Below are 21,386 nucleotides of genomic sequence, written 5' to 3'. Positions count from 1 at the left end.
TATGGCAATCGATGATGCAGTCAGTGTTCAGGCCAGGCGGATCAGTGCATCCACCGCCACCGCGCCTTGGGCATTGACCAATAAAGGGTTCACATCCAGTTCCAGCAAGCGCTCGGCGTTTTCGCCGGCGTAATCCGCCACGGCACGAATCGCACGGACCAACGCCGGCAAGTCCACCGCCGGCCCACCGCGAAACCCGGTGAGCAACGGCGCACAGCGCAGGCTCAGCAGCGCGTCGTGGATGGCTTGGTCGGTGGTCGGCAGCAACAGGCTGCGACTGTCCTTGAGCAGCTCGACCAGAATGCCGCCCGCCCCAATCACCAGCGCCAGGCCGAAACCTGTTTCGCGTTTGATCCCGACGATCAACTCAGACAAGGGCGGCGACGCCATACGTTCGAGCAGCACCTGATCGAACAACAGTCCCGGCGCATGTTTTGCGAGATTGCCGCGCATGCTTTCCAGCGCTGATTGCAACGCCGCCGGGTCTTTAAGGTTGAGAGCAACTCCACCGGCCTCGGTTTTGTGCGGGAGATCGGCGCTGACCACTTTGAGCACCAACGGATAACCAAGGTGCTCGGCCTCCTCCAGCGCCTGTTCGGGACGGCACAGCCGCGCCTCCGGCAAGGGCAGGCCAAACGGACGCAATGCCTGTTTGGATTGCCACTCATCCAGCAACTGCCCTTCAGAAACCAACGCAGCCGGACAGATCGGCGCCAGCACCGATTCACCCTTGGCCAGCAACACCCGGCGGCGCGTCTGGTACTGGGCGATCCGCCCCCACGCCGCCAAACCATCTTCAATCCCTTGCAGCGCAGCAACGCCACGGGCATGCAGCCGATCGCGGGCACTGGCCGGGAGCAATTCGGGGAACGCCGATGTCACCACACCGGTCTTGCCATGCCGCTCCAGCAACTCGCAAAACAACTCCAGCAGCAAGTCGCATTCCTTGCGTTCACCGGTGGATTCGGCCGGGTAATCCAGCACCAGCAATGCCGCATCAGCCGGCGTGCGCAAAACGCTCTCGAGCATGTTTTCCAGCGCGTCGCGGTCGCCCCAGATCGCCGTAGTGAAGTCCAGCGGATTGACCAGGTTGGCGTAGCTCGGCAACACCTGCGCCAGATCCGCGCGTTGGCAGTCGTCAAATTTTGGCAGGGTTAGGCCGTTGCGTTCGGCGTAGTCGGCGATAAATCCTGCGTCGCCACCGGAACAGGCCAGCGCCGCGAGACTCGGACCCGCCGGCAGACGACCGCAGGCCGCAGCCTTGAGGGTTTCGACAAAACTCACCGGCCCGCTGACCCGGATCACCCCGAGACGCTCGAACAGGCTGTCGTAAAGCGCATCCGAACCGGCCAGGGAACTGGTGTGACTCAACGCCAGCTCCGCGCCGATCTGCGACACGCCGGTTTTCAGGGCGATCACCGGAATCCCCTTCTCCAGCGCCTTGTGTGCGGCGCGGGCAAAACCGGGAACGTTCTTCAGCCCTTCGAGGTGCAGACCGATGGCTGTCACACGCGGCTCGTCGAGCAGCACGTCCATCAATTCCGCCACGCCCAACTGCGCCTGATTGCCCACCGAGGCCATGTAGGCCAACGGCAGCGAGCGATCGCTCATGCTCAGGTTGTAAGCGAAATTGCCGCTCTGGGTCAGCACCGCGACGCCCCTCTCCACCGCTTTGCCGCCATGGGCCACCGGCCACAACGCGGCGCTGTGCAGATAGTCGAGCAAGCCGTAGCAATTCGGCCCGAGCAGCGCCATGTCGCCGGCAGCTTGCAACAGTTGCGCTTGCAGGGCTTGGCCTTCCTCGCCGGTTTCAGCGAAGCCGGACGCATAGCAGATCGCTCCGCCGGCGCCCTTGAGCGCCAGTTCGGCGACGCAGTTCAACGTCAGTTCGCGATTGGTCGCGATAAACACCGCATCCGGCCCGCACGGCAAATCCGCAACCGATGCCACGCAAGGAATGCCCTCCAGGCTCTCGTGCTGCGGATTGACCAACCACATCTGGCCCTGGAAACCACCATCGGCGCAGCGTTTGAACGCCCGCGCCATGCTGCGCCCGCCGACGAACGCCAAATGCTGCGGCGCCAGCATGCGCTTGAGATTGTCTCTGATTGACATGGGATTCTCCTCGACCGATCAACGCAGCAATGGCCGCAGCAGTTCGCGGGAAATGATGTGGCGCTGGATCTCCGACGTGCCTTCCCAGATCCGCTCGATCCGCGCGTTGCGCCAGATGCGCTCCACCGGCCCTTCGTCCATCAGGCCCATGCCGCCAAAAATCTGCACCGCCTCATCGGCCGCGCGGCCCAATACTTCGCTGGCGAACAGCTTGGCCATGCCGGCCTCGCCGTCGGTCATGGTGCCCTGGTCCATTTTCCAGGCGGCATGCAGCGCCAGCAGTTCGGCGGCGCGGATTTCGGTGGCCATGTCCGCCAACTTGAACGAGATGCCCTGGTAGGTGCCAATGGCGTGGCCGAATTGTTTGCGGTCCGCCGCCCATTGCAGCGCCACGTCCAGCGCACGCTGGGCCTGACCGACACAGTTGGCCGCCACCATCACCCGGCCCGCAGTCAACCAGGCGTTGGCAACCTCCCAACCTTTGCCGACTTCACCCAGCACCTTGGAGGCCGGCACGCGGCAGTCGTCGAAGAAGATCTCGCTGGTGTGATAACCGCGATTGCTCACGCATTTCGGGCCACGGCGGATGGTCATCCCCGGTGTGTCGCGATCCACCAGGAACGACGTCACGGCGTTGCGCTGGCGGCCGTTGTGCTCATAGGTGTCGGTGACCGCGAACACAATCGCGAAATCGGCATGGCCGGCGTGGCTGATGAAATGCTTGCTGCCGTTGATCACGAAGTCATCGCCATCCCGCACGGCGCGGGTCTTGATCGCGTTGGCGTCGGAGCCGGCGCCCGGTTCGGTCAGGGCAAAACAGTCGACCTTCTCGCCGCGCACGCAGGGCAACAGATAGTCCTCGACCTGCGCGCCGGTGCAAGCCATGAGGATTTTCGACGGACGCGCGACGAACACATGCAGCGCCCACGACACCTTCGACAGCTCACGCTCGACCAGCGCCTGGGACAGGTAATCGAGGCCGCCACCGCCGACCTCTTCCGGCATGTTGAAGGCGTAGAAACCTGCGGCGATTGCCTTGGCGCGAATCTGCGCGGCCAGTTCCGGCGGCACGGCATCGGCGCGGTCGACGGTTTCTTCGTGGGGCAGCAGCTCTTTCTCGACAAAACGCCGCACCGCTTCCACCAGCATGTCCTGCTCTTGAGTCAGTTGGAAATTCATGGCTGTACGTCCCTGCTGTTGGATTAGCGGCCGATAAAGTGAGGGGTGCGTTTTTCCACGGCAGCCTTGAGGGCTTCGGCGCCGTCATGGCTGCGACCGCAGAGCAAACCGGCGGCCTGCTCGGCCTCAAGCTGTTCGGCGAGGCTGCGTTGGGCGCCGTCGCGGATCAGCACTTTGGTCTGCTTGAAGGCGAAGGTCGGGCCGTTGGCCAGGCGCGTTGCGAGCTCGGCGGCGCTGTCCAGCAACTGCTCATCGGCGCAGATTTCACTGACCAAACCGGTAGCCAATGCGCGATCGGCACTCCAGATTTCATCGAGGAACAGCAGGCGCTTGGCCTGTTCGGCGCCGATCAGGCGTGGCAGGTGCCAACTCGCGCCCGCATCCGGCGAATAGGCCAGGCTGGTGTAGCCGGCCTTGAACCGCGCGGATTGGGCGGCCAGGCGAAAATCGCATGTCAGGGTCAAATCCATCCCGGCTCCGACCGCGATGCCGTTAATGGCGGCGATGCTCGGTTTGCTGAAACCGTGCAGGCGGTTCATCAAGGTGTGGGCGGTTTCGGTCCAGCCGTAGGTTTCGAGGATGCCGCGGCTTTCCGCATCGGCCCATTCGGCCACATCGGCGCCCGCGCAAAAGCCTTTGCCGGAACCCGTCAACACCAGCACCCGGACGTCAGGGTTGGCATCGTGCTCGTCGAGCAGGTTGATCAAGGCCTTCAGGGTCGGAATGTCCAACGCGTTGCGCTGTTCCGGGCGATTGAGCGTGACCCAGGCGATGCCGTTTTCTACCCGGCTCAGCAGTGTCGAATGAGAAGTCATGAACGGCCCTCGTCTTATTGTTTTTGAGTTGCGGGAGTTGAATTGCTGCCGATACTAAACAAGTGTTCAGTAAGGCGGCAATCCCGTGCCAAAAGTCCCTGTAACATGCGTTACAGGACTTAATTCATTGATTAATTTCTGGTTTTTCACGAACCGAGAGGGAGACGGGTGGAAGTTGTTACATCTTCGAACAACTCCCTACCTAATCCATCGGTAGCGCGCCGGTCTTACTTGCCGGTCTTCACGTTGTTCCACACCCGGGTCATGGCCCGCATGCCTTGGGCGTCGTGGGTCTTTTGCGTGAACAGGCGCTGGCGTGTCGCGTCATCCGGGTAGATCGCCGCCGTGGCCAGCACATCGGCATCGACTAACGCGGTCGCCGCCGAGTTGCTGTTGGCGTAGTGAATCAAGTTAGTGACGTCGGCCATGTTCTGCGGCTGCAACAGGAACTCGATGAACTTGTGCGCATTCGCGGCATGCGTCGAATCTTTCGGGATGTACAGGTCGTCGAACCAGATCAGCGAACCTTCCTTGGGCACGAAATACGACAAGTTGGTCTTGAGCCCCGCTTCTTTCGCCCGCGCCTGTGCGGTGGCGGCGTCACCCGACCATGTCATCGCCAGGCAAGTGTCGCCGTTGGGCAAACTGTTGAGGTAACTCACCGAATCAAACTTCTTGATGTACGGGCGGACCGCCAACAGCACGTCCTGCGCGGCCTTGAGGTCTTCGGCGGAAGCACTTTGCGGGTCGCGGCCAAGGTATTGCAGGACCAGCGGAAGCACTTCGGTGGGAGCATCGAGCATTGTCACGCCGCAATCGGCGAAGCGCGAAACCACTTTCGGATCGAACAGCATCGCCAGTGAACCGATCGGCGCATCTGGCATCCGTTCCTTGATCATGTCGACGTTGTAGGTCACCCCGTTACTGCCCCAGGTGTAAGGCGCCGAATAGATAAGCCCCGGGTCGTAAGCCTGCAACTTCTGCACAATCTCCGGGTTCAGGTTGCTCCAGCTCGGCAACTGCTTCTTGTCCAGCGGCTGGAACACGTTTGCCTTGATCAACGGCGGAACCAGCGACGCGTTGAGCATCACCAGGTCATAACCGGAGTGGCCGGTCAGCAGTTTGGCCTGGACTGTTTCGTAACCATCAAAAGTGTCGTAGATGACTTTGATCCCGGTGGCCTTCTGGAAATTCGCCAGGGTGTGTTCACCGATGTAGTCCGACCAGTTGTAGATGCGCAGCGTGTCATCCGCCTCCGCCGCATGAGTCACCGAGCACACAGGGAAAAGCAACAGACTGGAAAGGATGGCTAGCGCAGTTCGCATTTCTATTCACCTTTTGGTGTTTTTCTTCTGAAGGAAGCGTGCGCCTTTACTATTTAGCCATTGCGGGGGCGGCACCATACTCCAAATGGGTAGGTGCACTTTTTGGGTCGACAGGATGGGTTGCGATGCCGCTCTAAGCTTTCTGCAACCACTCGATAAACAGCGCAAACAACTCCGACTGCGAGTTGATGCCCAGCTTCAAATACAGGTTTTTCCGGTGCATGCGCACGGTCTCGGGGGAGATGCCCATTTCCCGAGCGGCGGATTTGATCGAGTGCCCGCGCAAGACCATGTGCGCACTCTCGCGTTCGCGCTCGGTCAGCACGTCACAGCCGAACTGCGCCATCGCCACCTGGATGCGCTGATTGACTGCCGTCGACGCCGCTGGCGTCATGATTGAATCGCGCTGCTGGTCAATGTAGCCGCACCGGCGGATGAACAACCGCACCATCGGCTCGACGGCCCGCAGCACATCTAGTTGGTCGGCGCTCAAGCTGCTGGCGCCCATGCCCTGGAACAGACTGACGGAAATCTTGCTGTGGTCGTCCAGGTTGACGATGTAATAGCTGTCTTCGGTGCAGCCCAGGTTCAGGTAATAGGTCTTGTAGTAATCGCTGTCGAAAAAGTCATCTGGGGCGATTTCGGCCAGCGAATAAAAGCCTTGGGCCAGGCCACTGTCCACCGCCAGGCAGAAAGGATCGAGCAAGTAGCCCACCGAGAAGTAGCGATTGAGGATCGCGTCCAGGTGCTGCTCGGGAATGCCTTGCTGATACAGCAACCTGGGCGGACAGTCCTTGCGCTCCAGGCTGATCATCACCGACTCGACCGGCGCCAGCGCCGTCAGCGCCACCACCAAATGCCGCAGCGCATCGGGCTCGGCGCCATGCTGGAACGCGCGCTCGAGTTCCACATGCCATTGGTGCAGCGCATGCAGTGCCAGGGTGATCGAATGAGGGGGGGCCGATGAGTTCATGCCGGCCAGTCTAGCGATTGCCCCCTCCCCGCGCAAAGGTGCGAAACGCCGGCTCATTGCCCGGCGTAATCACCGCTGCATTGCAGCTCAACGGCGACTTCGAGGATGCATTCGCGCAGCGTCTCGACGATCTCATCGACCTGCGCATGGCTGATCGTCAGCGGCGGCGACATCACATTGAGGTGCACGATCGGCCGCACCAGCAAGCCTTTGTACTGGGCGCGCAGATGGATTTTCTCGCCGATGTTCAACGCCTCCGGAAACAGCTTTTTCGTGCGTTTGTCTTCGACGAATTCAACGCAAGCCATCAATTTCTTGCAGCGCACGTCCCCCACCAGCGGCAAGCCTTCCAGGGTCTTCAGGCGCTGCTCAAAGTACGCGCCCACATCATCCACATGCGCCAGCAGGTTCTCCCGCTCGATGATTTCGATGTTCTTCAGCGCCGCCGTGCAGCACACCGGATGACCGCTGTAGGTAAAGCCGTGGGTGAAACAGCGCCCCTGGCCCGGCTCGCTGATCACGTCCCAGATGCGTTGGGAAAAGATGCAGGCGCCCAGCGGCAGATAAGCAGAAGTCAGGCCTTTGGCGGTGGTGATGATGTCGGGTTGCACACCGAACACATCGAGGGAGGAAAAGAACTTGCCCAGGCGCCCGAAGGACGTCACCACTTCATCCGCGACAAACAGAATGTCGTACTTCTGGCACACCTCCCACATCCGCCGCAGATAACCTTCTGGTGGAATGATCACGCCGCCCGAGCCCATGATCGGCTCGGCGTAGAACGCGGCAACCTTGTCCGCACCGATGCTCAGGATCTTGTCTTCGAACTCGCCGATCAGGAACTCCAGCAGTTGCGCTTCATCCATGCCCTCCGGAGCCCGGTAAGGATTGGGGCTGGAAACGTGATGGATTTTATCGTGGGCATAATCGAACTCCGGGACCCGGTCCGCGGCCTTGTTGCCAATCGACATCGTCAGGCAAGTGGAGCCGTGATAGGCGCCATGCCGGGCGATTACATGCTTTTTCTCGGGTTTGCCCCGGCAGTTCTGATAGTACTGAATCAACCGGTAGCTGGTGTCCACCGCCGTCGAACCGCCGGTGGTCAGGAACACATGATCCAGATCCCCCGGCGCCAGGCTCGCAAGTTTCTCGCACAAGCGGATGGCGACGCTATTCGCCATGTCGGAGAAGGGATTCGAATAGGCCAATTGACGCACCTGGTCAGCGATGGCGTCAGCCATTTCTTCACGACCCAGGCCGATATTGGTGCACCACATGCCGCCCACTGCATCGAGGAATCGGTTGCCGTCGGCGTCGTAGATGTAAGCGCCTTCACCGGCCACAATGTTCAGCGCGCCCTGCTCCGCGTGGTCATCGAACACGTGGTAGCCGTGCATGTAATGCGCCTTGTCCGCACGGGTCAGATTGGCCTGCTCGGCAGGGGTCAAAACGGCTGGTTTTGAAATCGGCATGAACGCATCCCTCTCGAATAGTTGTGATGCCGATCATTCAGCCGATTGCCTGGCGGCGCCATACTCCAAATGGGTAGGTGCTGTTTCCATTGCAGGTAATTCTGTTTTTTTTGCCAACGGTGAATTGCGCACTTTGGAAAAGTTCAACTATTACAACTAAACTCTTCTACACTGCAAATACGCACAACAGATCAATTGCAACAAACTTACTACTACGGACCGCTCGTTGTAGTAGAGTGACAACATTCAGGCGCCATTTAAGTGACTGAGCGACAAATCCAATCGCCCAACTTAAAAATCGCGACCACCAGACTAAACAAATAATTCACGCGCACTGACGAACGGACACACATTAAAAATAATCCTTTAAAAACAATACTTTAAAAGTTAAATCACAACTAAAAATGATTCTCCACGAATTACACAAAACAACAAAAGACCGACCTCAAACATGAAAGTTTCAATCTTATTTATTTAATAAAAAAGCGCATATAACGCTTTAACAATCCTATCTTCAATGCTAATAATCCGGCCGCTTCCGGGTTCCAGGCGATACACCCCTCTCACATGAAGTGAACATCAGCCATCACGCTGATGCCCTCCCGGCTTTAACTAAAATCCAATAACACCAGCTCGCTCAAGTTAAACAAAAACTTGGGTCTGCTCTTGTGCTGCGCACTAAAACTGCGCAAGGAAGGCCTCTCATCGCTCGTCATCATCCAAGGATTAAAATCCTTTCGATCTTCGGTACCCGCCCAGAAGCCATCAAGATGGCGCCTTTGGTCAAAGCCCTTGCTGCAGAACCTGGCATTCATTCGCAGATCTGCATCACGGGCCAACATCAAAGCATGCTTAAGCAGGTGCTGGATCTGTTTGACCTCCAGGCCGATTACACCCTTGATGTGATGACGCCGCACCAGACGCTCAACTCGCTGACGGCGGCGCTCTACGCGGCGATTGATCCGGTGCTGGAACAGACCTGCCCGGACCGTGTGCTGGTGCATGGCGACACCACCTCGGCCATGGTCGCCGCAATGGCCTCGTTCCATCGGCGCATCCCGGTCGGCCATGTCGAAGCCGGGCTGCGCACCGGAGATATCTACAGCCCGTGGCCGGAAGAAATGAACCGGCGCTGCATCGACCTCGGTGCGGACATGCTGTTCGCGCCGACCGATGAATCGCGGCAGAACCTGCTCGACGAACGCCTGCAGGGTCGCACCTTCGTCACCGGCAACACGGTGATCGACGCGCTGCAAATGACCGCCCGGCGCATCGAGCAGGACGCTGATTTGCGCGCCAGCCTGGACCGCCAATTCTCGTTTCTGCGAGCCGATCGCAAGGTGCTGCTGGTGACAGGGCATCGTCGGGAAAACTTCGGCGAAGGCTTCCTCGACATCTGCAAGGCCCTGAGCCATCTGGCGCAACGCGCGGACATCCAGATCGTCTACCCGGTGCACTTGAACCCGAATGTCATCGGCCCGGTCACCGAGCAACTGGGCGGTCTGCCCAACGTGCACTTGATCAAGCCGCTGGACTACCTGGCGTTTGTGCGCCTGATGCAGCGGGCTCATGTGATCCTCACCGACTCCGGTGGCGTGCAGGAAGAAGCGCCGTCCCTGGGCAAACCGGTGTTGGTGATGCGCGATGTCACCGAGCGCCCGGAAGCGGTCGCGGCGGGCACTGTGCGCCTGGTCGGTACCGCGCCGGACTCGATCATCGCCGGGGTCAACGCGCTGTTCGATGACGACCTGCTGTGGCGTCGTTGTTCCCAGGCGGCCAACCCGTATGGCGACGGCCAGGCCAGTGCACGCATCGTCGATGCACTCATGGGTCGTCCGGTCGATGAATTCCTCGTGGCGCGACTGCCATTGCCCAAGTTTCTGCATTACCCGTCGACGGTGTCTGTGACCGAAAAAAGACAACCGGCTTTCACCTCTCAATAAACCGAACCGTATTCCCCCTTATCAGCTCGAGATCTACCTGAATGAAGCCTTCCGTTGCCATCCATACGGGTGCGTTCAGCGCCCTTGCCTGTGGCGTGAGCCTGCTCGCGCTCATGCCGACCTTTGCCTTGGCCGCGGACAACCCGCTCACCCAGGCGATCAATCGACTCAATGCCGATACCCGGCAGGAGCGTGAGATCCGCTTGAGCGATCTGGGGATCGACGCACCGATCATCCTCGGTTCCACCGATGCCCGACGCGAACTGTATCTGCCGGTACCGGCCGGTGTGCCGCTGACCGATGCCACGCTGAATTTCAACGCCAGCTACCTCAATGGCGAGGGCGGTCGCAACACCTTGCTGCTGTCGCTGGACGGTTATCCGGTGCGCGCCGAGGGGCTCAGCGAGCCTCAGGGCGACGCCAGCGCCACCTTGGGCGTGGACAAGAAAGCCCGGGACAGCGGCTCGGTGCGCCTGGGCATTGCCTGGTCGTCGGTGGTATCGCGTGTGTTGTGCGAAGACCAACGCGCCATCGGCAACGTCTTGCGTATCGAACCGGACACCCGCCTCACCTACAGCTACGACGCCAGCCAGTTGCAGAACGTCGGCGCCGCCTGGACCGCATTGCCGGGCCAGCCCGGGATCATGGTCGCGCCGGGCACCTTGTCGGCTGAGAGCTACGACGCGGCCTGGCGCCTCGGCGTGGCGCTGGAACGCATCGGCAAACACAGCCGCATCCAGCCCTTCCCGGCGCTGCAAGACAGTGTTGACCTGAGCAACCTGCGCATCCCGGCTGAGCTGCTGGCCATTCCTGCGTTCGCCAGCCTCAACGGCAAGGGCCCGCAGGTGTTGGCGAACCCGGCACAAATCGGCGCGCTGTTGATGCTGGGCCAAACCCCGAACGTCCAGGCCGACCTGGCGATCAACGACCCGCAACTGGTCAAAGCGGTTAACGAATCCCTGGATGCCTTGCAGAGCCAGATTCAAGGCCTCGACGCCACGGCCGCCGCCGCTTTCACGCAATGGCGCGAACGGCATATCAATGCCGGCCTGGCGGTCGGCGGTACGGACACTGTGCGCCTGAGCCTGCTGGGCACCCGTCCGGTCTTGATGATCGCGCCGCAAGCGACCGGCAAGGCATTGGCCTTGTTCAGCTCGGCCTGGAACAAACTGGCCCGCAGCCGTGATCTGACGGTCAGCGAAGCCCAGTTGCCATTGAGCGCCGACGGCCGTGTGGCCTTGTCGCGCCTTGGCGGCAACACTGGCGCCATCGACGTGCTGGCGAAATCCGACTGGAGCACTTCGTTCCCGTTGGGCAGCGTGGCCTATGACGGTCGCCTGCCGGTAAAAGCGGTGATCGATGTGTCCGCCGCACCGGGTGCCTCCGATACTGCGCCAGTGGCTTCGCTGTTTCTTAACGATTACCTGATTGGCGCGCAACAGCTGGTGGCCGACGGCGAGAAGCAACGCATCGAAGCACGTATCCCGCGTTACGCCGTGGGCGCGACCAACGTGCTGCGCGTGTCGTTCCAGCGCCAACCGGTCAGTGATCGTTGCCTGGAAACGCCGCAAGCGTTCCCGGTCTCTGTGCTGCCGACCAGCCACATCGTGCTGGAAAAAACCGCACTGGATGACGACTTCTCCGGCATGGCCGCGCGCTTTGCCATGGACACGCAAATCCTCTTGCCGCAGGCCTATCTCGAGCACCCGGCGAGCAGCCTCGGGCAAGTGATTTCGGTCGCGGACGCCGCCGGTGTCTCGCCGTTGCGCGCACAGCTGAAAGTCAGCAACGACCCGAAAGCCTCGGTCACCCCGGACAAAGCCTTCCTCGCCTTCGAGTTGCCGGTCAAGGACAGCAAGGAATCGGTGCAGGTCGATGAGCAGGGTCGCTTGCGCATCAACCACAAGGATCAGGTGCTGCTCGACGTGCATCCGCTCAACCATCTGGCCTCGCTGCAAGCAGTGGATGCCGGCGGCCAGCACGGTCTGGTCTATCGCACCCTGGGCGCCGATGCGCCACGTTTCGCCAAACCGATTCTGCTGAGCCGTGGCGATGTGGCCATCCTCGGTGACGACGGTGCGCTGACCACCTTCAACACCCAGGACCCAAGCGGCAGCCAATTGATCGACAACGAAGAACCGAAAGGCCTCGACGCCTGGCGCACGCCTTCGCTGTTGTGGCTGATTCCGGGCGGCATTCTGTTGGTTCTCATCCTGTTGCTGGCCGGCCGTAACGCCCGTCGCAATCGCCAGTAACGGAACCCTTCGATGACGTCGCTTTATTGGCCCTACTGGCTGGCCCACTACTACAGCTTCCTGGAGATCGCGACCATCGTGGTCGCCGTGCTGATCCTGATCTCCAGCCTGGACGATCTGTTCATTGACCTGTGGTACTGGTCTCGCCGCCTGTTTCGCAAGTTCACCGTGGGCCGTAAATACCGGCCGCTGACCGCCGAGCAACTGATGGCCCGGGACGAACAGCCCCTGGCGATCATGGTCCCGGCCTGGCTGGAATACGACGTCATCGCGCCGATGATCGAGAACATGGTGTCGACCCTGGATTACCAGAACTACGTGGTCTTCGTCGGCACCTACATCAACGACCAGCGCACCATCGATGAAGTGGAACGCATGCGCCGGCGCTACAAGCAGTTGCACCGCGTGGAAGTCCCGCATGCCGGGCCGACCTGCAAGGCCGACTGTCTGAACTGGGTGATCCAGGCGATTTTCCTGCACGAGCAAACCCACGGCATGACCTTCGCCGGCGTGGTGTTGCACGACAGCGAAGACGTGCTGCACCCGCTGGAATTGCGCCTGTTCAACTACTTGCTGCCGCGCAAGGACATGATCCAGTTGCCCGTGGTTTCGCTGGAGCGCAACTGGTACGAATGGGTCGCCGGCACCTACATGGACGAGTTCGCCGAATGGCATGGCAAGGATCTGGTGGTGCGCGAAAGCATGACCGATACCGTGCCGTCGGCCGGGGTCGGCACCTGCTTTTCCCATCGTGCGTTGCGCGTGCTGGCCGGGGAAACCCAGAACCAGCCGTTCAACACCGACAGCCTCACCGAGGACTACGACGTCGGTGCGCGCTTGGCCAAAGTCGGCATGAATGCGATCTTTGTGCGCTTCCCGGTGCAGTTTCGGGTGCTGCGCAAATCCTGGTTTCGCAAGCCTTACGAATCGACCTTGCGGATGCCGTTGTGCGTGCGCGAATTCTTTCCCGACACCTTCCGCACCGCGTTCCGCCAGAAAGCACGCTGGACGCTCGGCATCGGCCTGCAAGGCTGGGAGCAAATGGGCTGGAACGGTTCGCTGGCCAATCGTTATTTGCTGTTTCGTGACCGCAAAGGCGTGGTCACGGCGTTCGTCAGCATCATCGCCTACGTGATTCTGGCGCAGTTGCTGGGCCTGATCATCCTGCGCCACAGCGGCTTGTGGGACGTGAGTTTCCCGACGCCGTTCGAAACCAACGGCTTCATCAAGTACCTGCTGCTGGCCAACGGTGCCGCGCTGGCCTGGCGCATCGCTCACCGCTGTTATTTCACCACCGTGCTCTACGGCTGGCAGCATGGTTTGCTGTCGATCCCGCGCATGGTGGTGGGCAACTTCGTCAACTTCATGGCCGCTTCACGGGCCTGGCGCATGTTCATCGTCGGCAAGGTCATGAACCGCAAACTGGTGTGGGACAAGACCATGCACGACTTCCCATCCACCGACCTGGTCGCCGCCGCACCGCGCAAGCTCGGCAGCGTTTTGCTGTCCTGGCAGGCAATCAATGAGGCCGACCTGCAAAGCGCCCTCGCCGAACAGAAAACCCGGCACATGCCGTTAGGGCGGATTTTGCTCAGCAACGGCTGGCTGGACGACGAAACACTGGCGGAAGCCATCGCGTTCCAGAACGACCTGCCGCGAGTCTTCGACGTGGCCACCAAGGCGCGGGATTCGAATCAGACGCTGGACGATGAATTCGCCCTGCGCTGGCGTGTGGTGCCGCTGGGCCTGAATGCCGACGGCCGCGCGCAAGTCGCCGTGGCCAGCCCGTTGCCGGACGAAGGTCTGCAACAGGTCAGCGATGAACTGGGCAGCGAACCGGTGCAATTGATTGCCCGGGAAAGCGAAATCGTCGCGCAACTGCGCCAACTGAACGTGCGTGATGGCCAATCCGTGCCGGACGCCCGCGCGCCGCTGCTGGGTGATCTGTTGATCGAAATGGGCCTGCTGGATCGCGAGGTGTTCAGCCGCGCCATGCTGCGTTATCGCCCTCAGATTCACGGACGCATCGGCGACTATCTGGTCGACAGCGGCGTGCTGCCCCGCGCCACCATTGAACAGGCCGTGGCACGTCAGCACAGCCACTACCCTGCGGAGCTTCCTGCATGAATCGCCCCTTGCTGACCCTTCTGGCCACGGGGCTGGGCCTGCTGCCCGCGCTGGCGCTGGCCGAAACCCTGCCGCTGCCGTTGACCGGTCCGGCCTATGTGACGGCCAACGAGGCGTACAGCGCCTACGAACGCAAAGATTACGACCTGGCCATCGCCAAGGCCCGCGAAGCGTTGCGTCAGCGCGCCGACATCACCCGCCTGAATACGCTGATTGCACTGGCGCAGCGCGACAAGGAATTGCGCGACCATCCGAAACGCTATTCGCCATCGCCTCAGGCGCCAGGTTTCGGCGCGGCCGCCCAGGCCTTCAAGGCGTATGACCGCGACAACTTTGAAGCCGCCGCCGTGTCGGCCCGCAAAGCTATCGCCCAGGCGCCCAAACGCCTGGATTATCGCTTGCTGCTGATCGACGCCTTGCAGCGTCAGCCGCAGTTGCAGGAGGCGGATCAAGCCACTAATCAGGCACTGGCGGTGTTTCCCGGCAACGATACGTTGCTGATGCGTCGCCAGGCGATTCGTCGTCAACTGGCCGCGCCGTTGGCGGTTCAGGGTTATCGCGCGCTGGAATCGGGCAATGTGCCGCTGGCCACCGAGCAGGCCAGGAAAGCCGTGGCCTGGGCGCCGCGAATCGGCGCCAATCAACAGTTGCTGATCAGCGCTTTGCTCGCCGCCAAGGATTACCCTGGCGCCGAGCAAGCCGCATCAGCCGCAATGGCCCAGGATGATCAGGACATTGCGCCGTGGATCTTGCGCAGCTACGCCCTCGATCGCCAAGGCAAAACCCAGGCGGCACAGGCAGACCTGAATCACGCCCTGGCCATCAAGGGCCTGACGCAAGCGCAAACCCGCAACATTCGTTTCTTCGCCGCCGACACTGCGCTGGCCCATGGCGAACCGCAGCAGGCGCTCGATCATCTGCAACCCTTGGTTGCCGATGAAGGCGGCGAAGTGGTCCGCCGACGCCTTGCTGCCGGAATCGCGCTGCGCCAGAAAAACAAAGGCATGAACACGGCTGCGCGCTTCCCTGCCCCGGCCCTGAACTGTCAGGAAAGCGCCTTCGGCCTGGTCTGCGATATCTGGCCCGGCAACCAGCGCGACGGCGGTACCGATCTGGCAGCCCAGGCCTACACCGCCCTGGCTCGCAAGGACCCGGCGAAAGCGTCTTTTTTGGCGAACCAAGCTGTCCAACGGGCACCGCACAATCCGGCGTATCGCCGATTGCTGGTCAGCGCCTTGACCGACCAGAAACGCCTGCCCGAAGCGATTGCGGCGGCCAATAGCGGTCTCGCGGCCAATGGCGATGATGCCCAGTTGCTGAGCCAACGCGGTCGCCTGCGCCAGCAAACCGGCGACGATGCCGGTGCTCGCAAGGACTTCACCCAAGCCTTGGCCCTCGGCAGCCTGCCCGCTTACGAGGAGGCGAATCTGTATGCCGCCATCGGCCAGCGCCGAACCGCTCGGGAACGGCTGCAGCAAGCACAGGACACCGGCGAACTGGAGTCGATGACTGACCTGCAAAAGGCTTATCTGTCGGTTCAGGTCGGCAATGATGACGACGCCTACGCCTCGTTTCGCAAGGCCGATGCCGGGAATCAATTGACGCCAGCCGCCACTCAGGATGCGGCTTACAACGCGATGCAGGTCAACGACGACGCGCAAGCTGTCAGCTACTTCAAACGAGTGATCGATGCGAAAAACAGCGGCGAACTCGACATGTCGCCGCAACAGCTTTTCGACACCCGCCGCGCGGTGGCCGATGTGTCGCGCACCATCGGGTTGACCAGCACCACCAGTTATCGCGGCAGCAGTTCGAGCAGTGGCTTGAGCTCAGCCCCGAGCGGTGGCAGCAACAGCAATGACAGCCTGCAAAACAGCACCGAACTGTCCTGGCGCCCCTTGGGTTATCGCAACGCGCGCTTTGTCGAACTCTACGGACGCGTCACCGACACGCTGTGGAGCAAGAACGGCGATTCGGACACCGGTTTCGATGCGCTGCAAGGCGCCGTGGGTGTAAGGGTCAAACCGTTCACTGCGGTAAACGTGATGGCCGCCGTCGAGCGCACCTTCCCGCTGGGTTCGTCGGACGTCGACGGTGACTGGCTGCTGCGCCTGGGCTACGGTTCCAGCATCGGCACCGATTTGCGCGTGGATGCCTCCAGTTGGTGGACCTCGCAGTTGTTCGCCGAAGCCGGGCATTACGTCAACGATTCGCGCAACTACTTCAACAGCGAATGGCAGGTCGGTCGCAGCTACGCCATCGGCGGCGCCGGTTCGCGCTGGGTCAGCTTCCCGCATGTGGTGGCCGCGTTCGACTATGACTCGAAGATGAACAGCGGCACCGATAGCGATGGCCGCTCGGACTCGTCCTCGGGCAAGGCCGGCGGGATCGGGATCGGCAACAACGTTCGCTACTGGTTCCGCGAGGATGCCTACAACGCGCCCCGCTCCTACGTGGATTTTTCCCTGCAATACCGCGTGAAAGTGCTGGGCGATGAGCGTGCCGAAGGCGTGTTCGCTCGCCTGACTTACTCCTATTGAGGATTTGCATGAAGGTTCGAATTGATGGTTGGCAGCGTTCTGGCGCAGCGCATCAGCACATCCAGAAGGCTCTGAGGTGAACGTCTTCGGTTATGCCGTCAATCGTGCGACGGCGGCGGCTTTGCTGTTCGCCGTCACCCTCAGCGCCGGGACAGGGATGCTCTACGTGACCCACAACAAGGCCCTGACCCCGGGGATTGTCGGCATCGTCTGGCAGCCGGACAACAAGACGGTCGGGATCAATGGGCATTGGGAAAAACTGGGCGCGCGGGAGTTGCTGGTGCAATGGACCGTCGTCGACGATCAGGCCTTCGTTCCCGGCACGGGCTTGCCTGCCGTTCCGGTGCTGCCGGATTGGAAGCGCATCGCCAAGGCGCCGTGGGCGCAGGACGTGATCCTCGGGCTGGCGGGTTATTTCAGCGAGAACCGTTCCCGGGACAACATCGAGCAACTGGCGGCGGTCTCGGAACGCATCGCCAAATTGCCAACGCCGCTGCACGTCACCGGCTGGTATTTCCCCGCCGAAGTCGACCCGAGCTGGACCCGCGCCAAAGAACTGCCGGCGCTGCTGGCCAAGCTGCCGCGACCGTTGTGGATCAGCGTCTACGACGGTGCCAACATCGGCCCCGCCGCAACGGCCGACTGGCTCAAACAGTGGCTGCCGAATGACATCGGCGTGTTCTTCCAGGACGGCGTCGGTGTGTATGCGCGCACTGCGCCGGTCGCCAGAACTTACGCCGACGCCTTGCGTCAGCGCCTGGGCAAAGACCGTGTGCGAATCATCGCCGAAGCCTTCCGCCCCAATTTCGGCGGTGGCTTCCGCTCCGCGACCGCCGCTGAACTGAAAGCGCAATTGGCGGCTTATAGCGGTTATCCGCTGTACCTGTTCGACGGACCGCACTACATGACGCCTGGATTGGTGGAGCAAATGGTGCCAGCAACTGGAGCCCCTTCAAACTGACGCATTTAGCCAGGTCAGGTCGAAAGAAGTCCCGCCTCTTGATAACTCTGAATCAGCTCGTCGAATAACCCGATATCGACGTGTCCCGCTTCCCGATGATGAAAATCTACGACTGGTTCGATGGCCCCTACCCGGCGCGTGTGCGTATTGCGCTGGCAGAGAAAGGCTTGCTGTCGCGGATCGAATTCGTGCCGGTCAATCTATGGACCGGCGAGCACAAGAAGCCCGCGTTTCTAGCGATCAACTACTCCGGGACACTGCCCGTCCTGGAACTCGACGACGGCACACTGATTGCCGAGTGCACCGCCATCACCCAGTACCTTGACGTGCTGGATGGCAACCCGCTGCTCACCGGCAGAACCCCCGCTGAAAAAGGCATCATCCACATGATGACCAAGCGTGCGGAAATCGAATTCCTGGATGCGGTCAGCACCTACTTCCATCACGCCACGCCCGGTCTTGGGCCGGACGTCGAGCTTTACCAGAATCGTGAATGGGGTGAGCGAATGCGCGATAAGGCCGTGCGCGGGATGCACTATTTCAACGGCGTCCTGGCAAACCGGCCGTTCGTGGCGGGCAACGAATTTTCGATGGCCGATATCGCGGTACTCGGCGGCATGATTTTCGCCTCGCTGGTGAAACTGCCGGTACCTGATGAATGCGAAGCACTGCGCGCCTGGCATGCCAGGATGCTGGAGCGCTCTAGTGTTCAGGAATGGCGCGCCATGGTGGAACGCGGCCAGGGTGTCAAAACGCTGCCAATAACGGCTGATCTAAAGTGACAACGGGCACACAGCCGCCACTTTATAGTCATTGCCCGGAGAACTGATCTGCACCGTCCAGCCCTGTGCAAACTCCATCTCGTTATCCACGACAATGGCGCTGATTACGGGGCAAAGCTTTTCGGCTTCTTCTGGAGAGGCGTCTACGGAGATGTAGACCGAGCGATTCTCGGCAGAGAACTCGGAAGCCTGGGTCAGGGCGTCGTTGCCGTCGAGGATTTTGCAGAGCAACGAGGCGTTCTCGGCGGACGTGTCTTCAGCGCTTGAATAAGCACATGGAGCCGTCAAAACCGTCAATAAAAAAAGGCACATCCCTACTGTGTAGGTGTTTCTCACTTCCATGTTCCTTGAGGGGGTGGGAAAGGAATACTAAACCGTTTCCCTTCGGCCAGTCATGAAAAGCCCAGCGCGGTGGCTGGGCTCTTTTCACTGTCTGTTTTGCATCATCTTGTCGGCGAGCATTTTGGCTCTTTCGATCAACAGATTCTGCCGGTCTTCGTGAGTGGCCCGCAAACAGCCCGCGTTACGGGTCCTAGCCAGGGATATTCAGGAAAGCATTCCAGCGTTCATAGGCATCGTGATGCCTTTGCGTGGCCGCGTCCCATTCCGGCCCGGAAACACATTTAGCTGTTACCAACGTCATCATTCCCATCGTGGCGGCATCCAGCTCTATCAGAAGCGCCTGCGATTGGGTCCTGAAGTCTTCAAATGATGTCATTGCCTAACCTCAGTGCGGAGTACACCGCCATCGAGAAACCATTGCCTCTCGAATCATGGAGTCCGGCCAGCGCCGATAATTCAAGCAGTCTGACGGTCGGTGCGCCTTGAAAAACCCGCGCGACAAGCCGTTCGTCGCCTGCAAAAACCTGCAAAGGCAAGCGACCAAATCTTGGCTTGGGCTTTGCAAAAGCCGGTCTTGGCGGCCCCGGAACGACGTAATTCTGACGCGGCAGCCACCCAATCAATACCTTGGTCAGTCCCCCCGGAGAAGTAACGTGTCAACTCTCAATGAAATCGCAATGAACCACGCGAGAATGGCTAAGGCAAAGGAAGAAGAGTCGACCGGGCTGAGCGAGCGACACCTTCATATCGTAGGCAGTTTCGAAGTCACGTCCGTTGAGACGCAACAGCACATTCCGGTGCACCTCATCGTTGGCGCAGTGGACAATCACCTCGGCCAGGCCTGCGCCTGACCCGGTAACGCACATGAAAAGAGGCATCACTCGATGCCTCTTGCTTCATTCCGGCGATGCGGCCTGGACGGCTTTCAAATAGTTGTAGACCGTGGCGCGGGAGATCTCGAAGTACTCGCCGAAATAGTCGACAAAGTTTCGAACATCCAACAAGCCGTGTGCTCGGGCTTCGATCAGCGCCAACATGATCTCGGCGCGCCCGAAGTCACTGCGACGCACACACTTTTCTGCCGAAATGGCCTCGACGATTTCATTGAGTTTTTCCCGCCAGTCTGCGCTGAACAACGCTTCCGGCCGGGCTTGCGGCTTCACGCCCGCAGCGAAACCACTCAGCAGCTTCTGCACTTGCGCCAGCGCCGTCACGTCGAAATTCAGGCACAGCAGCGCGACGATCTCGCCCGTGTCAGAACGGGCGGCCATGGTGATTGAGCGCAGCATGCGGCCGTTGGGCCCGACCTTTTCATAGGGGCCGATGACATCCAGGCCCTTGTCCAGCTCCGGCAGGTCGGCAATCAACGAAGGGTCGCCGACTTTGCGCTCGGAAAAACCGTTGGCGATGTGCGTGATCAGGCCGCTGCGGATGTCATGGACTACCGCTTCCAGATCGGGGAACAGCAACGCGGCGATGCCGTCTGCCGTTGCATTCATGAAGGCGATATCGACCATAGGAGCACTGGAAAACCTTGAAATGGACGGGAATTGTACGGGCTCACCTCAGCCTTGGACAGACCGGCCCAACGGCGTGGACTGGATCAACTCGATGGCCAGGGTCGCGATGGCGATGTCCTGCGCCGCCAGCCCCGTCAGATCGGCGACGGTCACATCGTCATCGCTGATCCGCCCCGCGCCATTTCCGGCCAGCACCTGCCCCAATGAAACCTCAGCCTTGGAAGTGTCCAGCCCTGCGGCAATGGCATGGGCCAGCTCGCCGCGCTGCGCACACTGTTGACGGTCATCGGTCATGATCACCCGTGCCAGGCCCAGAATCCGCGGATCGAGTTCTTGCTTACCGAGGCTGTCAGCGCCCATGGCAACAATGTGAGTGCCCCGTTTCACCGCCGACACGGGCACGATCGCCTGGGTTGATGGCGTGCAGGTAATCACCACATTGCAGTGTTCGAACACCTCTTCCACGGTCGCCGCTGTCCGAGCGCTGAAACCCTGATGACAAAGACTCTGGACCAGTCGACTCGCCTTGGCCGGATCACGCCCCCAGATCACCACCTGATCGGTGCCGAGGATCTCCGACGCCCAGCGCGCCTGATGTTCAGCCTGATGCCCGCTGCCGAGAATCCCCAGAGCTGTAATCTGCGACGGTGCACCGGCCTTCGCCGCAAGAGCTCCCGCCGCCGCAGTGCGCCAACTGGTGAGCCAGCCTTCATCATTCAACACGGCGATGATCTTGCCGGTCTGGGCGTCGAACACCAGCATCAGGCCGTTGTTGGTTTCCAGCCCACGGGCCGGGTTCTCATAGAAACCCATCGCAATCTTCACCACAAAAACCGCGCCGCCACGGAAATAACCGAAGCGGATATGGCAGTCGCCAGGAGGCTGCTGGAACAACAACTCGCCGGAGGGCGCCGCGACGACCTCACCCAGTGAATGCCGCACAATGGCCTCACGCACCACGTCGAGCATGTCCTTGCGCCGCAACACCGTGCGCACCTCGCTCAGGCTGTAGATCGGAAACATTGCCGAGGTCATGG

General features: G+C 60.8%; 18 protein-coding genes. 8 read left to right on the top strand and 10 right to left on the bottom strand.

Annotated features, from left to right (window positions below):
- Positions 1–27 precede the first annotated feature (27 nt).
- The 6 genes from NK667_RS09495 to NK667_RS09470 form a co-directional block, all read right to left on the bottom strand.
- Positions 28–2,115, bottom strand: a complete 2,088-nt coding sequence (locus tag NK667_RS09495) for an acetate--CoA ligase family protein (RefSeq protein WP_054614501.1) — start codon at positions 2,113–2,115, stop codon at positions 28–30.
- An 18-nt stretch (positions 2,116–2,133) separates the two neighbouring features.
- Positions 2,134–3,294, bottom strand: coding sequence for an acyl-CoA dehydrogenase family protein (locus tag NK667_RS09490; protein WP_054050825.1), 1,161 nt, complete (start codon positions 3,292–3,294; stop codon positions 2,134–2,136).
- A 23-nt stretch (positions 3,295–3,317) separates the two neighbouring features.
- A complete protein-coding gene (locus NK667_RS09485) occupies positions 3,318–4,109 on the bottom strand; it encodes an enoyl-CoA hydratase/isomerase family protein (protein WP_054614500.1) in 792 nt (263 codons plus the stop codon).
- 227 nt (positions 4,110–4,336) lie between these two features.
- A complete protein-coding gene (locus NK667_RS09480; RefSeq protein WP_054614499.1) occupies positions 4,337–5,434 on the bottom strand; it encodes a polyamine ABC transporter substrate-binding protein in 1,098 nt (365 codons plus the stop codon).
- Positions 5,435–5,567: 133 nt separating this feature from the next.
- On the bottom strand, positions 5,568–6,407 hold the full coding sequence (locus NK667_RS09475) for a helix-turn-helix transcriptional regulator (RefSeq protein WP_152980900.1): 840 nt from the start codon (positions 6,405–6,407) through the stop codon (positions 5,568–5,570).
- Between the two features lie 53 nt (positions 6,408–6,460).
- Positions 6,461–7,879 (bottom strand): aminotransferase, encoded by a 1,419-nt coding sequence (locus NK667_RS09470; RefSeq protein WP_054614498.1) that lies wholly within the window; start codon positions 7,877–7,879, stop codon positions 6,461–6,463.
- Between NK667_RS09470 and NK667_RS09465 the strand changes: the two genes are divergently transcribed.
- From NK667_RS09465 to NK667_RS09435, 7 genes are all read left to right on the top strand, one after another.
- Entirely contained in the window at positions 7,878–8,039 is a 162-nt protein-coding gene (locus tag NK667_RS09465; RefSeq protein WP_161807663.1) for a hypothetical protein, read from the top strand. The two genes, NK667_RS09470 and NK667_RS09465, sit on opposite strands and share 2 nt — an antisense overlap.
- 544 nt (positions 8,040–8,583) lie before the next feature.
- Positions 8,584–9,822 carry a non-hydrolyzing UDP-N-acetylglucosamine 2-epimerase gene (gene wecB / locus NK667_RS09460; RefSeq protein ID WP_083471368.1) on the top strand — a complete coding sequence of 413 codons (1,239 nt, stop codon included), beginning with the start codon at positions 8,584–8,586 and terminating at the stop codon, positions 9,820–9,822.
- A gap of 41 nt (positions 9,823–9,863) precedes the next feature.
- Complete coding sequence (locus NK667_RS09455; RefSeq protein WP_054614496.1) at positions 9,864–12,077, top strand: hypothetical protein; 2,214 nt, start codon at positions 9,864–9,866, stop codon at positions 12,075–12,077.
- Positions 12,078–12,089: 12 nt separating this feature from the next.
- Positions 12,090–14,204 carry a glycosyl transferase family protein gene (locus tag NK667_RS09450; RefSeq protein WP_054614495.1) on the top strand — a complete coding sequence of 705 codons (2,115 nt, stop codon included), beginning with the start codon at positions 12,090–12,092 and terminating at the stop codon, positions 14,202–14,204.
- Positions 14,201–16,744, top strand: coding sequence for a bacteriophage N4 adsorption protein A (locus tag NK667_RS09445; RefSeq protein WP_054614494.1), 2,544 nt, complete (start codon positions 14,201–14,203; stop codon positions 16,742–16,744). Before NK667_RS09450 ends, NK667_RS09445 begins: the two co-directional genes overlap by 4 nt.
- Before the next feature lie 157 nt (positions 16,745–16,901).
- Positions 16,902–17,705 (top strand): alpha-amylase family protein, encoded by an 804-nt coding sequence (locus NK667_RS09440; protein ID WP_236708620.1) that lies wholly within the window; start codon positions 16,902–16,904, stop codon positions 17,703–17,705.
- Positions 17,706–17,803: 98 nt separating this feature from the next.
- Positions 17,804–18,487 (top strand): glutathione S-transferase, encoded by a 684-nt coding sequence (locus NK667_RS09435; protein ID WP_054616234.1) that lies wholly within the window; start codon positions 17,804–17,806, stop codon positions 18,485–18,487.
- Here NK667_RS09435 and NK667_RS09430 read toward each other — a convergent pair.
- Both NK667_RS09430 and NK667_RS09425 read right to left on the bottom strand, forming a co-directional pair.
- Complete coding sequence (locus NK667_RS09430) at positions 18,479–18,829, bottom strand: hypothetical protein (RefSeq protein WP_054614492.1); 351 nt, start codon at positions 18,827–18,829, stop codon at positions 18,479–18,481. The genes NK667_RS09435 and NK667_RS09430 overlap by 9 nt on opposite strands.
- A gap of 190 nt (positions 18,830–19,019) precedes the next feature.
- Positions 19,020–19,205, bottom strand: coding sequence for a hypothetical protein (locus tag NK667_RS09425; RefSeq protein ID WP_054614491.1), 186 nt, complete (start codon positions 19,203–19,205; stop codon positions 19,020–19,022).
- A gap of 277 nt (positions 19,206–19,482) precedes the next feature.
- On the opposite strand from NK667_RS09425, the gene NK667_RS09420 reads away from it, so the two are divergent.
- Positions 19,483–19,680: a hypothetical protein gene (locus NK667_RS09420; protein ID WP_054050797.1), complete on the top strand. Its 198-nt coding sequence runs from the start codon at positions 19,483–19,485 to the stop codon at positions 19,678–19,680.
- Positions 19,681–19,725: 45 nt separating this feature from the next.
- On the opposite strand, the gene NK667_RS09415 is transcribed toward NK667_RS09420, so the two are convergent.
- Together NK667_RS09415 and NK667_RS09410 are read right to left on the bottom strand one after the other, a co-directional pair.
- A complete protein-coding gene (locus NK667_RS09415) occupies positions 19,726–20,328 on the bottom strand; it encodes a helix-turn-helix transcriptional regulator (protein WP_236708570.1) in 603 nt (200 codons plus the stop codon).
- 66 nt (positions 20,329–20,394) lie between these two features.
- Positions 20,395–21,384, bottom strand: coding sequence for a Rossmann-fold NAD(P)-binding domain-containing protein (locus tag NK667_RS09410; protein WP_054614489.1), 990 nt, complete (start codon positions 21,382–21,384; stop codon positions 20,395–20,397).
- Positions 21,385–21,386: the final 2 nt, after the last annotated feature.

The organism is Pseudomonas nunensis (assembly GCF_024296925.1).
GTDB lineage: Bacteria > Pseudomonadota > Gammaproteobacteria > Pseudomonadales > Pseudomonadaceae > Aquipseudomonas > Aquipseudomonas nunensis.
The sequence above is the reverse complement of the archived record's forward strand: the minus strand, read 5'-3'. Positions and strand labels throughout refer to the sequence as shown.